General features: G+C 60.0%; 14 protein-coding genes, 1 tRNA gene and 1 other RNA gene. 13 read left to right on the top strand and 3 right to left on the bottom strand.

Annotated elements, in window-relative coordinates:
• Positions 1-60: 60 nt before the first annotated feature.
• Positions 61-744: a cytochrome c family protein gene (locus WEU32_RS14315; protein ID WP_312138329.1), complete on the bottom strand. Its 684-nt coding sequence runs from the start codon at positions 742-744 to the stop codon at positions 61-63.
• A 150-nt stretch (positions 745-894) separates the two neighbouring features.
• Between WEU32_RS14315 and WEU32_RS14310 the strand changes: the two genes are divergently transcribed.
• Entirely contained in the window at positions 895-1,626 is a 732-nt protein-coding gene (locus tag WEU32_RS14310) for a 3-deoxy-manno-octulosonate cytidylyltransferase (RefSeq protein ID WP_406852364.1), read from the top strand.
• 15 nt (positions 1,627-1,641) lie between these two features.
• On the opposite strand, the gene nudC is transcribed toward WEU32_RS14310, so the two are convergent.
• Positions 1,642-2,559 carry an NAD(+) diphosphatase gene (gene nudC, locus WEU32_RS14305; protein ID WP_406852363.1) on the bottom strand — a complete coding sequence of 306 codons (918 nt, stop codon included), beginning with the start codon at positions 2,557-2,559 and terminating at the stop codon, positions 1,642-1,644.
• An 81-nt stretch (positions 2,560-2,640) separates the two neighbouring features.
• On the opposite strand from nudC, the gene ffs reads away from it, so the two are divergent.
• From ffs to WEU32_RS14290, 3 genes are all read left to right on the top strand, one after another.
• Positions 2,641-2,734, top strand: an RNA gene (gene ffs, locus WEU32_RS14300) — signal recognition particle sRNA small type.
• 162 nt (positions 2,735-2,896) lie between these two features.
• Entirely contained in the window at positions 2,897-3,292 is a 396-nt protein-coding gene (locus WEU32_RS14295; RefSeq protein ID WP_312138324.1) for a DUF3597 domain-containing protein, read from the top strand.
• A gap of 68 nt (positions 3,293-3,360) precedes the next feature.
• Positions 3,361-5,211, top strand: coding sequence for a DNA polymerase III subunit gamma/tau (locus WEU32_RS14290; RefSeq protein ID WP_312814334.1), 1,851 nt, complete (start codon positions 3,361-3,363; stop codon positions 5,209-5,211).
• A 56-nt stretch (positions 5,212-5,267) separates the two neighbouring features.
• Here WEU32_RS14290 and WEU32_RS14285 read toward each other — a convergent pair whose 3' ends face one another.
• Positions 5,268-5,882: a malonic semialdehyde reductase gene (locus WEU32_RS14285; RefSeq protein ID WP_406852362.1), complete on the bottom strand. Its 615-nt coding sequence runs from the start codon at positions 5,880-5,882 to the stop codon at positions 5,268-5,270.
• A gap of 141 nt (positions 5,883-6,023) precedes the next feature.
• On the opposite strand from WEU32_RS14285, the gene WEU32_RS14280 reads away from it, so the two are divergent.
• From WEU32_RS14280 to WEU32_RS14240, 9 genes are all read left to right on the top strand, one after another.
• Positions 6,024-6,353 (top strand): YbaB/EbfC family nucleoid-associated protein, encoded by a 330-nt coding sequence (locus WEU32_RS14280; RefSeq protein ID WP_312138320.1) that lies wholly within the window; start codon positions 6,024-6,026, stop codon positions 6,351-6,353.
• Entirely contained in the window at positions 6,353-6,955 is a 603-nt protein-coding gene (recR, locus tag WEU32_RS14275) for a recombination mediator RecR (RefSeq protein ID WP_312138319.1), read from the top strand. Before WEU32_RS14280 ends, recR begins: the two co-directional genes overlap by 1 nt.
• Before the next feature lie 77 nt (positions 6,956-7,032).
• Complete coding sequence (rmuC, locus tag WEU32_RS14270; protein WP_406852361.1) at positions 7,033-8,442, top strand: DNA recombination protein RmuC; 1,410 nt, start codon at positions 7,033-7,035, stop codon at positions 8,440-8,442.
• Positions 8,443-8,531: 89 nt separating this feature from the next.
• On the top strand, positions 8,532-8,996 hold the full coding sequence (locus WEU32_RS14265) for a hypothetical protein (RefSeq protein ID WP_312138316.1): 465 nt from the start codon (positions 8,532-8,534) through the stop codon (positions 8,994-8,996).
• 12 nt (positions 8,997-9,008) lie between these two features.
• Positions 9,009-9,206, top strand: a complete 198-nt coding sequence (locus WEU32_RS14260; RefSeq protein WP_312138314.1) for a helix-turn-helix transcriptional regulator — start codon at positions 9,009-9,011, stop codon at positions 9,204-9,206.
• Positions 9,207-9,237: 31 nt separating this feature from the next.
• On the top strand, positions 9,238-10,161 hold the full coding sequence (locus WEU32_RS14255) for a TraB/GumN family protein (protein ID WP_406852360.1): 924 nt from the start codon (positions 9,238-9,240) through the stop codon (positions 10,159-10,161).
• Between the two features lie 88 nt (positions 10,162-10,249).
• A tRNA-Gly gene (locus WEU32_RS14250) sits at positions 10,250-10,324 on the top strand.
• A 103-nt stretch (positions 10,325-10,427) separates the two neighbouring features.
• Positions 10,428-10,928, top strand: a complete 501-nt coding sequence (locus WEU32_RS14245; RefSeq protein WP_406852359.1) for a hypothetical protein — start codon at positions 10,428-10,430, stop codon at positions 10,926-10,928.
• A gap of 99 nt (positions 10,929-11,027) precedes the next feature.
• The gene (locus tag WEU32_RS14240; protein ID WP_312814322.1) at positions 11,028-12,473 is read left to right on the top strand and encodes an AMP nucleosidase; all 1,446 of its coding nucleotides are present in this window, start codon (positions 11,028-11,030) and stop codon (positions 12,471-12,473) included.
• Positions 12,474-12,604: the final 131 nt, after the last annotated feature.

The following is a 12,604-nucleotide window of genomic DNA, read 5'->3' as shown; positions in this document are numbered from 1 at the left end:
TTCATCACAGGCACAAAAAAGGCGACCCGAAGGTCGCCTTTCTCATATCTGGTATCTGGCTTAAGCCGCCGGAGCCGCTTCCGCAGTCGGTGCTGCCTCGGCAGCCGCGCCTTCGGCCGGAGCCGCAGCAGCATCACCTTCAGCAGCCGGAGCCGCTTCACCTTCGGCCGGAGCCGCAGCGCCCGGTTGGCGTGCGGGGTCCGGAGCCGGAATAGCAAAACCAGCCGAACCTTCCGAACGCAGATAGGCGATCAGGTTGATACGGGTCTGCTCGTCACGGATGCCGGCGAACGACATCTTGGTGCCCGGTACATAACGGCCCGGTGCGGTCAGGAACTTGTCGAGTTCGTCATAGCCCCAGGTCGGTGCCTCGGCCTTGTGCTTGGCCATGGCGTCCGAATAGGCAAAGCCCGCAGCGTGCATGACCGGACCACCTACAACACCGTGCAGGTTCGGGCCGGTGCCCGTTGCGCCACCGGCATTGACGGTGTGGCAGGCGACGCAGCGGGCAAAGGCCGCCTGGCCTGCCGCGACATCAGCCGTTGGCAATACAGTCCCCCAGTCGATCGGCAGCACGGCTTCGGCTGCACCCGCAGCTTCATCCGGTGCATCGACAAAATAGCCCATCTTTTCCGGCGCCTTGGTGTGATACACCGCGCTCGAAACCTGCTGGACCACCAGGATCGCGAAGGCCGTGCCAAGGCACGCACCCATAATCTTGTTCCACTTCAGATCGCCGCTCATACGCGTCGTCACATCCCGTATTTAGATGAGCCCCCCGCCCGCATTGCGGCGTTCAGGCGTTTTCCCTACTTTGGCGTCTCTGACACGCTAGCGCAGCCTTATCAACCTGTCCGACGACATTGTCGGGCCAATCTGGACTTCTTTTTGTCGATGACACCGCTGATTTTGATCCCCGCACGTTTGGCCGCAACCCGTCTGCCGAACAAGCCACTGGCGGATATCGGGGGTAAACCGATGATTGTCCGCGCGTGGGAAGCGGCGAAAAAATCGGGTTTCCGCGTGGCCGTGGCTGCTGGAGATCAAGAAATTGTCGAAGTCATTCAAGCGGCTGGCGGTGAGGCGGTTTTGACCGACCCCGACTTGCCCAGTGGTTCTGACCGGATTCGCGTGGCGGCGGACCTGCTGGATCCGGATGGCCATCACGATGTGATTATCAATGTGCAGGGCGATATGCCGTTTGCCTCGCCCGACCTTGCAAAAATTTGTGGGGCATTGCTGGCAAAAGAATCATCTTGCGACATTGCCACCCTTGTCGCGCCTGAAACTGACATCAGCGAGCGCAGCAATCCCGATGTGGTGAAGGCTGTTCTGGCGCTGGATGACACAGGCCGTTCGGGGCGCGCCCTCTATTTCACGCGCTCCCATCTGTATGGCGAAGGGCCGGTCTGGCACCATGTTGGCATCTATGGCTATCGCCGCGATGCGCTGAACCGTTTCTGCGCCGCCCCGCCGTCACCCTTGGAAAAACGGGAAAAGCTGGAACAGCTTAGGGCGCTGGAAATGGGCATGCAGATATGGGCCGGCATTATCGACGAGGCTCCGGTGTCCGTAGACAATGCCGAAGACCTTGAGGCCGCACGCGCCTATGCGGCCTCGCTCTGAGGGGGCTTTGCCCGTCTATTCGTAGGCCCAGGCGCTGATCAACTGATGGGCAATGGCATAGGGAGGCGGGGCATGTACCTGCGGATGCGTGCCTGACAGCACAGCCTGAGCCTCTTTGCGGGTCAACCAGACAACGGCTTCCAGTTCGGTCTGGTCGGGGGTGGCGTTATCATCGGCTACCTCGGCGATCAGACCGATCATCAACTGGGCCGGAAATGGCCAAGGCTGGCTGGAGTGATAGCGCACATCCACAACGCGCAAGCCGGCCTCTTCCTTGACCTCGCGGGCGCAGGCTTCCTCTATGGATTCCCCCGGTTCCATAAAGCCCGCCAGCGCCGAGTGGCGGCCCGCTTCCCAGTGGGCTTGCCGCCCCAGAAGACAGCGCGGCTCATCACCGCCGTTAAAGACCGGCAGCATGATGGTGACAGGATCGACGCGCGGGAAATGTTGGGTCTGGCAGCTGGCGCAGATCCGTTTCCAGCCGCCCGATGCCTGTTCGGAGGCATGGCCGCAGGCTGCGCAGAAGCCATGACGACGACGCCAGTCGAACAGGCCCTTCGTTTCGCCCGCCATGGCGGCCTCTGCCCCGTTAAGCACCACAGCGGCTTCGCGTAGCTCGATGAACCGTCCCATACCCTGACAAGGGCCGTGGGTCGGGTCGATAGAGCCTTCGAATTCGACGGCAAAGACGGGTGCTTCTTTCCAGAGGCCCAGAAACAGGTCGCGGTCGCGCACCATGTCCAGTGCGTGTTTAAGCGACAGCCAGACCAGTTGTTCGCCGTCATGGGACGGTTCAACCAGTGGGCGGCCTTCCCAGACCACCATGGCCATGGCGTCGGGGTGATCGCGCTGGGCGGCCAGCCATGCACTGTCGTTACGCAGGTCGCCTGCGCGGTCGAGGGGATTGCCGGAAAAAGCGTTTTGCAGAACCATGTCACCTACATAGTCGCAACCGCTTGCAACGGGAATGGTACTTCCCCCTTGATTTGCGAACCGTCAGACGGCATATCCCGTCTCGGAGATCGCGGGCGAAGGCTTCGCCAATCTGGTCAGGGCCGGAAGGCAGCAGCCACAACGAATTCACCTTCGGGTCGCGGTCTCCACCCTCTCATTGCATAGCTGTTGTTCAGCGTCCTGATTTCGGGGCGCTTTTTTGTTGCCTGCTGTCTGTACGAGCATTTGTTACGCAGCTTTGCTTTTCGGAGCGGGAACCGAGGCCCTTCGATAACCGCTTGTGTGGTTCTGACTTCAACCGAATGGGAAGTGAACCATGAGCATTCTCGGCAAGATTTTCGGTGGCATTTTCAAAAAGAAAGAAGAGGCAGCAGCGCCTGCTGCAACCTCAGCACCGGCTCCTTCGGCTGCACCCTCGGCGGCATCAACTCCGGCCGCACCTGCTGCGACGGTTATTCAGGATGTCGATGTGGCCGGTATTCTCGACTTCATGAACGAGCAGCGTAGCCAGAAACTGAACTGGCGCACGTCTATTGTAGATCTGATGAAACTGGTCGGCATGGAAAGCTCGCTGTCCGAGCGCAAGGAACTGGCGGATGAACTGGGCTATACGGGTGACAAATCCGATACGGCCAGCATGAATATCTGGCTGCATAAACAGGTCATCCAGAAAATCCGCGACAATGGCGGCCAGCTTCCGTCGGACCTGTAAAAACTTCTCTGGTTTAAATGCGCGAAGGGGGCTGCGAAAACCGCCTCCTTCGCGCTAAGACTGGAAGTATGAGCGACAACGATCACAATCTGGATGGCCCCCCGTGGGACGTGGACACTCCCGAAGCGGAGGTCGAAGAGCGTGATCCCAATACCGACGACATGTTCGGTGCGCCCGCTGCTGCGGCACCTGCGCCTGAGCCGGTGGCAGCGCCCAAGCCTGTTATCGAGGAAGCGCCCACTGAAGATGGCGAAGCCTATACGGTGCTGGCGCGCAAATATCGCCCGCGCACCTTCGAGGACCTGATTGGTCAAGAGGCCATGGTCCGCACCCTGACCAATGCCTTTGCCACGGGCCGTATCGCCCATGCCTTTATGCTGACGGGCGTGCGGGGGGTGGGTAAGACCACGACCGCCCGCCTTCTGGCCCGTGCGCTCAATAATGAAACCGACACCATCGACCGTCCGTCGCTGGAGCTGTCGGCCCATGGTCGCCACGACAAGGCGATCATGTCCGGCCAGCATATGGATGTGATCGAGATGGACGCCGCCTCGCATACGGGCGTGGGCGATATTCGCGAACTGATCGAAAGCGTGCGCTATGCGCCGGTCGAGGCCCGCTACAAGGTCTATGTGCTGGACGAGGTGCACATGCTCTCGACCGCGGCCTTCAACGCCCTGTTGAAAACGCTGGAAGAGCCGCCGCCCCACGCTAAATTCATCTTTGCCACGACCGAAATCCGCAAGGTACCGGTGACCATCCTGTCCCGTTGTCAGCGTTTCGACCTGCGCCGTGTCGAGCCGGATATTCTGTCCGGCCACCTTGGCCGCGTGGCCGAGCGCGAAGGCATGAAGATCGAGCAGGAAGCGCTGGCCCTGATCTCGCGCGCCGCCGAAGGCTCGGTGCGTGACGGCCTGTCCTTGCTGGATCAGGCTCTGGTGCAGGCCGAAAGCGGCCAGATTGTCGAGACGGCGACCGTCCGTGACATGCTGGGCCTTGCCGACCGCACCCAGACCATTGCCCTGTTTGAATCCATCATGGCAGGCCGCACTGCCGAGGCGCTGGAAAACTTCCGTACACTTTATGGCTATGGGGCCGATCCAGTTCAGGTCACCAACGACCTGTTGGAGCATTGCCACGCGGCGTCTGTCTCCAAGATGCTGGGCCCGAACGCCACGCGCCTGCCCAATGATCAGGCGCAAAAGATGGCGGCGCTGGGGGCTGCCATTTCGGCGGGCACCCTGTCGCGCACATGGTCCATGTTGCTGAAGGCTTTGGACGAGGTGCGCCGTGCACCGAACCCTGCCGATGCGGTGGAAATGGCGATTGTGCGCCTAAGCTATGCGGCGGACCTGCCTTCACCCGAGGACGCGCTGAAAACTATCCAGAACGGTGGCGTGCCGGGCGGTGGTTCGGGCGGCGCAGGTGGTGGTCCGCGCGGGGGTGGAGGCGGGAATTCGGCCATGCTGGCGGTCCAGCCGGTGCAGGCTCCCAAGCTGCCCAATCCGCAGACCTTTGAGCAGGTCGTGGCTCTGATTGGCGAAAAGCGCGAAATCACCCTGCAAATGGACGTGGAGCGTTTCGTGCGCCCCGTCAGCTTCAAGCCGGGGGCCATTACCTATGAGCCGGTCGAAGGGGCCCCCTTTGATATGGCGCGGCGTCTGGCCTCGCGTCTGAAGGAATGGACCGGCCGCACTTGGCTGATCGCGGCCAATGGACAGGGCGGTGGCGAGACCCTGATCGAGAAGGAAAAGAAGGCCCGTGCCGCCCAGCGTCTGGCCGTCGAGACCGATCCCTTCATTGTCTCCTTGCTGGGGGCCTTCCCCGGAGCCGAGATCAAGGACATCCGCATCCTTGCACCGGCCATCCAGACGCCGGTCATCCCCGATGACGGCGAGCCGGTCGAGGACGAGGACTGAATATAAAAAAGGCCGCCCCAACCGGAGCGGCCTTTTCTTTTATCGAGTGTGTCGGATCAGACGATCTGGGCTGCACGCTCGAACGACAGGCGCGGCGAGCGCGGGAACAGGTTCTCGTCGGTGCCGTAGCCGAGGTTGATGATCATGTTCACCTCGATATCGCCCTCGGGGAAGAACTCTTTTTGCACGGCACCGAAGTCGAAACCGGTCATGGGGCCGACATCCAGACCCAGAGCGCGGGCAGCGCTGATCAGGTAACCGGCTTGCAGGGTCGAGTTCTTGTGCGCGTTTTCACGACGGCCTTCGCGGGTCGGGAACCAGTCCTTGGCACCGGGAGCATGCGGGAACAGGTCGATCAGGGTTTCGTGGAAATCGACGTCAAAGCCGACGATCACAGCCACCGGAGCCTGACGGGTCTTGCCTTGATTGCCTTCGCTCAGCAGCGGGATCAGACGATCCTTGCCCGCTTCCGAAGTGACAAACACAAAGCGTGCCGGCGAAGCATTGGCACCGGTCGGGCCGAACTTGGTCAGATCGTACAGCTTGCGCAGGGTCTCTTCCGAAACCGGACGGTCGCTCCACGCATTGCGGGTGCGGGCTTCGGTGAACAGTTGGGCCAGAACCTGATCGGCGACAGGCTGGCTACGATCGTGAGCGGTGTCAAAAGCCATGTCGGCCTCCACAAATAGAACAGTTGATGTTGCAGATAGCATCTTTGTTGCACTGCGCAAGAGGCCATAGCGATTTAATTTGCCCCCTATAGGTGACACGGGGACTGGAGCGGCATCGCGGAACACCTTATCTAGCAGGGTATGAAAGACCTTAACGCACTGATGCAACAGGCTCAGGCCATGCAGCAAAAGCTGCAGGATGCCCAAGCCAAGATGGCCGAATCCACTGCTGTGGGCACTTCGGGTGGTGGTTTGGTGACTGTGGCCCTGAAAGGCGCAGGCGAAATCACCTCGGTTAAAATCGACGACAGCCTGATGGCTCCGGGCGAGGGCGAGATCCTCTCCGACCTGATTGTCGCCGCCCATGCCGATGCCAAGCGCAAACTGGACGATGTGAACAACGCCCTGATGCGCGAGGCCGCAGGCCCGATGGCCGGAATGAATATTCCGGGCATGCCGAAGCTGTTCTAATGGCGACCACTGCCGGGCCGGAAATCGAGCGCCTCATCTCTCTACTGGCCAAGTTGCCGGGGATGGGGCCACGTTCGGCCCGTCGGGCGGCATTGGCCCTACTGAAACGGCGCGAGCAATTGCTTGTGCCGCTGGCGGTGGCCATGGCCGAGACGGCAGAGAAAGTTTCCAACTGTTCGGTCTGCGCCGCGCCCGACACGCGTAACCCCTGCGCCATCTGTGCCGATACCAGCCGCGACAACGCCCTGATCTGTGTGGTCGAGGAAGCGGGCGCGCTGTGGGCGATGGAGCGTTCGGGCGCGTTTCGCGGCAAATACCATGTGCTGGGCGGATTGCTGTCGGCACTGGACGGTGTCGGCCCCGACCAGATTCGCGTCGGCGAACTGATCGGACGCGCCAAAGCCGGAGAGGCCAAAGAGGTGGTGCTGGCGCTTCCGGCCACCGTTGATGGCCAGACAACCGCGCATTATCTGGCTGAGAAACTTGCATCTGCCGGTGTCGAGGTCACCTCTCTGGCGCGCGGTGTGCCGGTCGGTGGTGAGTTGGACTGGCTGGATGACGGCACCATTGTTCAGGCCTTGCGGGCGCGCCGCCCTGCTTAAATAAAGCGGTACAAGACGTCCGTATCTGGCGTAGGGGCAAGGCCATATGGCCGAACGGGATTTAAGGTCGGTCTATTATGGTTGAGATTCTTCTTTTTGCAGCTGTGGCTCTGGGCGTTGTTTCGGCTGTACTGGGCTTTCTGGCCTTTTCGGCTGCCAAACGCGCAGAGAGCGCTGCATCTTCAGATGATCTGGGCGATCTGGTCGAGGCCGCCATTCGCCGCGAAATCGCGCTGATGCGTCAGGAAGCCGATGCCAAGGCCTCGACCCAGCGGCAGGAACTGAGCCAGAGCCTGACCTCCAATGCCGGTGCGGTGAACCAGCAGCTATCGGCCCTGACCACCAGTCTGGATACGCGTCTGACCGGCTTTGCCGAGCTTCAGCAAAAGATCGGCACCGATCTGGCCGATGGCCAGCACAAGCGCCTGACTGAAACCAATCAGGGCCTGAACAAGCTGATCGAGACGTTGCAACTGCAACAAAAAGAAGGCCGCGAGGCCATGGCGGCAGAGCTTGAAAAAGTCCGCGTTACGGTGGGCCAGAACCTCGAGACCCTGCGCAAGCACAATGAGGAAAAGCTGGAGCAGATGCGCGCCACCGTGGACGAAAAGCTTCAGTCCACTCTGAATGAACGTCTGGGCGAAAGCTTCAAACAGGTTTCGGACCGTCTAGAAGCCGTGCACAAGGGCTTGGGCGAAATGCAGACCCTTGCTTCGGGTGTGGGCGATCTGAAACGCGTGCTGACCAACGTCAAAACGCGCGGCGGCTGGGGTGAGATGCAGCTTGGCGCTATTCTGGAAGACATTCTGGCCCCCGAACAATATCTCGAAAATGCCCAGATCGATCCGACTTCCAGTCAGCGTGTCGAGTTTGCTCTGGTCATGCCGGGCAAAGGGGAGGGCGATCAGGTGCTTCTGCCCATCGATGCCAAATTCCCGCACGAAGACTATGAGCGCCTGCTCAATGCCCACGATGTCGGGGATACCGATCTGATCGAAAGCGCGGGCAAAGCTCTGGAACGCGCCGTGCGGGCGCAGGCCAAGATCATCTCGACCAGCTATATCAAGGCCCCTTACTCGACCGAGGTGGCAATCATGTATCTGCCGACCGAGGGGCTCTATGCCGAGATCGCCCGCCGTCCGGGTCTGATCCGCGATATTCAAAACCAGTATCGCGTCATGGTGGCGGGACCGTCGAACCTTGCCGCCTTCCTCAACAGCTTCCAGATGGGCTTCCGCGCTCTGGCGATCCAGAAACATTCCAGCGAGGTCTGGAAGGTGCTGGCGGCGGCCAAGCAGGAGTTCGGCAAATATGCAGGCCACTGGGAAAAGCTGGGCGAACAACTGGATCGTGCCCGCAATACGGTCAATCAGGCCAGCACCCGCACTCGCCAACTGGAACGCAGTCTCAGCAAGGTCGGCACTCTGGAAGGTCACGAGGAACCGAAACTGGAACTACCGACCGTGCCTTTCTCTGCCGAAGACTAGCGTTTCGGACGGAAGGTTTTGTGTGACAAGTGCGCTTGACATGATGCGAAGACAATGACAAGTTAACTTGTCAAAGTCTGGAGCAGCCCATGTCGGCCCGTAAAACTGTCAAACCGCCCAAACCGGCCATCTATATTATCGCCCTCGTGATCATCGGCATGATCTGCGGCGCAGGCTTCGCCATGCTCGAAGATGCCACCGATGCAGGAGCGATTTCGGCCAATAGCGGATTGCTGGCGATCGGGGCTCTGGCCGTTATTCTAATGGTAGCTGCCGTCGGCTTTGGTGCGCGCTGGATGAAGAGTATCGACGAGGCGGCACAGGAAGCTCACAAATGGTCGTGGTACTGGGGCGGATCGGTCGGTATGGCAGTCGGTATGGTGCTGATCCTGCTTGGTACCTTACCGCAAACGGCGACCTTGAACATTGCTAGCTGGTACGGAGAGCGAACCGATCCTGCGGCCTATATGGCCACCGGTGCTGTCGCCATCGTCGGACTGATGATGATCGGCTACCTGCTGGCCTGGGCCCTGTGGTGGTTCCAGCGTCGATGATCGGATCAAGCCATGAATAACCGTCTCAAGGTTTTACGCGCCGAGCGCGATTGGTCACAGGCCCATCTGGCGCAGGAACTGGGTGTTTCACGCCAGACTGTGAATGCGCTGGAAACCGGCAAATATGATCCGTCCCTGCCGCTTGCCTTCAAAATCGCCCGTCTGTTCGATCTGCGGATCGAAGAGATATTTATCGACGATACGGTCTGACCGTTCGACCCTCTCACGACTGGAAGTTCCGATGATGAAAACCCTGCGCCATGTGATGGCTTCGGCTGCGCTCGTATCGACCCTGTTTGTGGCCCCGCTGGCGGTGGCTCAAACCGCAGCCCCCGCGGCCATTCCTCAGGCAGAGGGTCAAGGTCCGGCCATGTGGGTCATCCGAGATGCGGACAGCACCCTTTACCTGTTTGGCAGCTTCCACTTCCTGCGCTCCGATACCAAATGGGGACAGGCGCATGTGGATGCCGCCTTTGCCTCGGCCGATGAAATCTGGTTCGAGGCCACCGATGTCGACGATGCCGCACAGGCCATGCAACTGATGCAGACCTATGGTCTGTCGCCGGACCGTCCGCTCAGCAGTGTATTGAAACCTGAGGATATTGCCGCTCTCAATGCGGCGCTGGCTCCGATGGGGGCGACAGCGGCGGCGTTTGATCCCATGCGCCCGTGGCTGGTCAGCCTGCAACTGGCGGTCGTGCAACTGACAGCGGCTGGATTTGATCCAAACTCGGGCGTGGACAAGGTGATGTTGGCCCGTGCCGCATCGCTAGGCAAACCCGCTAAGGGTCTGGAAAGCATGGCCGAACAGATTCGCATTTTCTCGGGGATTTCCGAGCAAGGTCAGGTCGAGATGCTGCGCGGCACCTTGAAAGATCTGGATAAGGGACCGGCCGAGGTTGAGGCTCTTCTGGCGGCATGGGCTACGGGTAATACCGAGGTCATGGGCCGTGAGATGATCGACAAAATGAAGGCCGAACAACCCGAAGCCTATGAGGCGTTGTTCACCCGCCGCAATGCCAACTGGACCCGCCAGATCAAAACCATCCTCGATGGTTCAGGCACGGCCTTTGTTGTGGTCGGCGCTGGTCACCTTGTTGGTCAGGATAGCGTCCAGTCCATGCTGGCTGCCGAAGGCATCACTGCTGAACGCGTGACGCATTAAACGACGGATAAGTTCAAAAAATCCAAGGCCCGACCCCGCGTCGGGCCTTTTCTTTGACCGAACCGCTGCTATGTTCACCCAGCTTCGGGCGGGTATAGTTCAGAGGTAGAACGTCAGCTTCCCAAGCTGAATGTCGGGGGTTCGATTCCCCCTACCCGCTCCAATTTCCTGCACAATCGAACACGAGATGGCGCGCATCCCTTTGCGGGACTTGGGTATTGTGTGGGTATGACTATACGGGCAGTGAACTTTAGAGGAGTGTCCGAATGAGAATGTCAGCCTATGTTCTGGTGTCGGTGGCTCTTCTGGGCCTGATGGCGTGCGGACAGGAACCGACCAAGCCAAGTGTGCCGCCCAGTCCGCCTGAAAAGGTTGCGCCCAAGGTATTGCCTGCGCTCGAGACGGCTAATGCCGCACAGTTCGTGCCGGAGGGCGGCTCGCTTGTGCCGTTGGAATTCGGCACCGAAGGGACGACCAGTGCAACGGGCACGGTGAAGGGTTATGCTGCGCCTGTTTATGCTGTGGCTGTGGCGCAGGGTCAGACCCTGACGGTAGATTTCAAAACCGACAGCACAAATCTTTATATGAACATCAGCGACGCCGCCGATCATAGCGGAGCTGCCCTGTATCGCGGTGAGGTCGAAGGGACGACGGCGACGCTAACGGCTCCGCGCAACATGACTTTTGTCATCACGCCGTTTCAGCCTAGAGCCATGGCGCGACGCAACGAGAGCGGTGATTTCACTTTGACTGTGACGCGCCGTTAAGCGTCTGCCCACGTAGAGTTACAGGATTTGAAACCCTTGGTTGCGTTTGTTGAGTAGGGGGTGTCTCGCCTTTGCCATGGTTTTTCGCTAGAGGAAGCCATGATAGATAAGATGACACCACAGGCGGTAATCGACCGCCTCGAAACCCTATACAACCAATCCGTGGCCAACCTTCGCGATGCGGTGAAGGTATTTCTGGAAACCGGCGAACGCGCCGACATCGAAGCCCGCGCCAACGGTCTCTTCTCCTACCCGAAACTGACGATCAGCTGGTTCGGCGACAAGCCTCAGAACCTCGAGACACGCGCCTTTGGCCGTCTGTCGCGTCCGGGTATCTATACGACCACGATCACGCGCCCCGACCTGTTCCGCAACTATTTGCTGGAACAGTTGACCCTGCTGGCCGACGAATACGACGCCACCTTCGAGGTCGGCCCGTCGGATCAGGAAATCCCCTTCCCCTATGTGCTGGACGGCTCGGGCGTGGTGCTGGACAGCACCATGACGGCATCGATTGCCCGCTGGTTCCCGACCACGGATCTGGCCCATATCGGTGATGAAATCTCGGACGGCCTGTTCGATCCTGACAAGGATTTCCCGCTGTCGCAATTCGACGGCCTGCGTACCGACTTCTCGCTGGCGCGCCTTCGCCACTATACCGGCACGCCGGTCGAGGCGGTGCAGAGCTATATCCTGTTCACCAACTATAACCGCTATGTCGACGAGTTCGTGCGTTGGGCAGCGGCCGAGCTGAAAAAGCCGGACAGCCCCTATGACAGCCTGACCTGCGCCGGTGGCGTGGTGGTGACCAAGGACACACTGGATGCTGAGGCGGCGGTCAATGACTCTGCATGGCGCAAGCACCAGATGCCGGCCTATCACCTGACCCGCAAGGATGGTCAGGGCATTACGCTGGTTAATATCGGTGTAGGCCCGTCCAACGCCAAGACCATCTGTGACCACCTTGCCGTCATGCGTCCGCATGTGTGGATGATGATCGGTCACTGTGGCGGTCTGCGCGGTAGCCAGACCATTGGTGACTATGTGCTGGCCCATGCCTACCTGCGTGACGACCACGTTCTGGATGCTGTGCTGCCGGCCGACATTCCCGTGCCGTCCATCGCCGAGGTGCAACGTGCCCTGTATGATGCTACCAAGCAGGTCTCCGGTGCCCCGGGCGAGGAAGTGAAGAAGCGTCTGCGCACCGGCACTGTTGTCACGACAGACGACCGCAACTGGGAACTGCGTTATTCCAAGTCGGCCCTGCGCTTCAACCAGAGCCGCGCGGTCGCTATCGACATGGAATCGGCAACGATCGCGGCTCAGGGTTATCGCTTCCGCGTGCCCTACGGCACCTTGCTCTGTGTGTCGGACAAGCCGCTGCATGGCGAGATCAAGCTGCCGGGGCAGGCTAATCGCTTCTATGAGGGTGCGATTTCCGAACACCTTCAGATCGGTATTCAGGCTGTGGAACTGTTGCGTGGCGAGGGGGCTGCTCTGCACTCGCGCAAGCTGCGTGCTTTCGACGAGCCGCCGTTCCGTTAAACCCAACGGTTTCTGATTAAACTTCAAAAGGCCGTCCTGAAAAGGGCGGCCTTTTTCGTGGGTTATGATCTCAAGTAACAGCTATAAAAAAAGTACTTTACAAAACAAAGCAAGCAAGGGATAAAAGTACC

Source organism: Brevundimonas sp. BH3 (genome assembly GCF_045345115.1).
Lineage (GTDB): Bacteria > Pseudomonadota > Alphaproteobacteria > Caulobacterales > Caulobacteraceae > Brevundimonas.
Note: the sequence above shows the minus strand (reverse complement) of the source record. Positions and strands in the feature narration are given on the sequence as shown.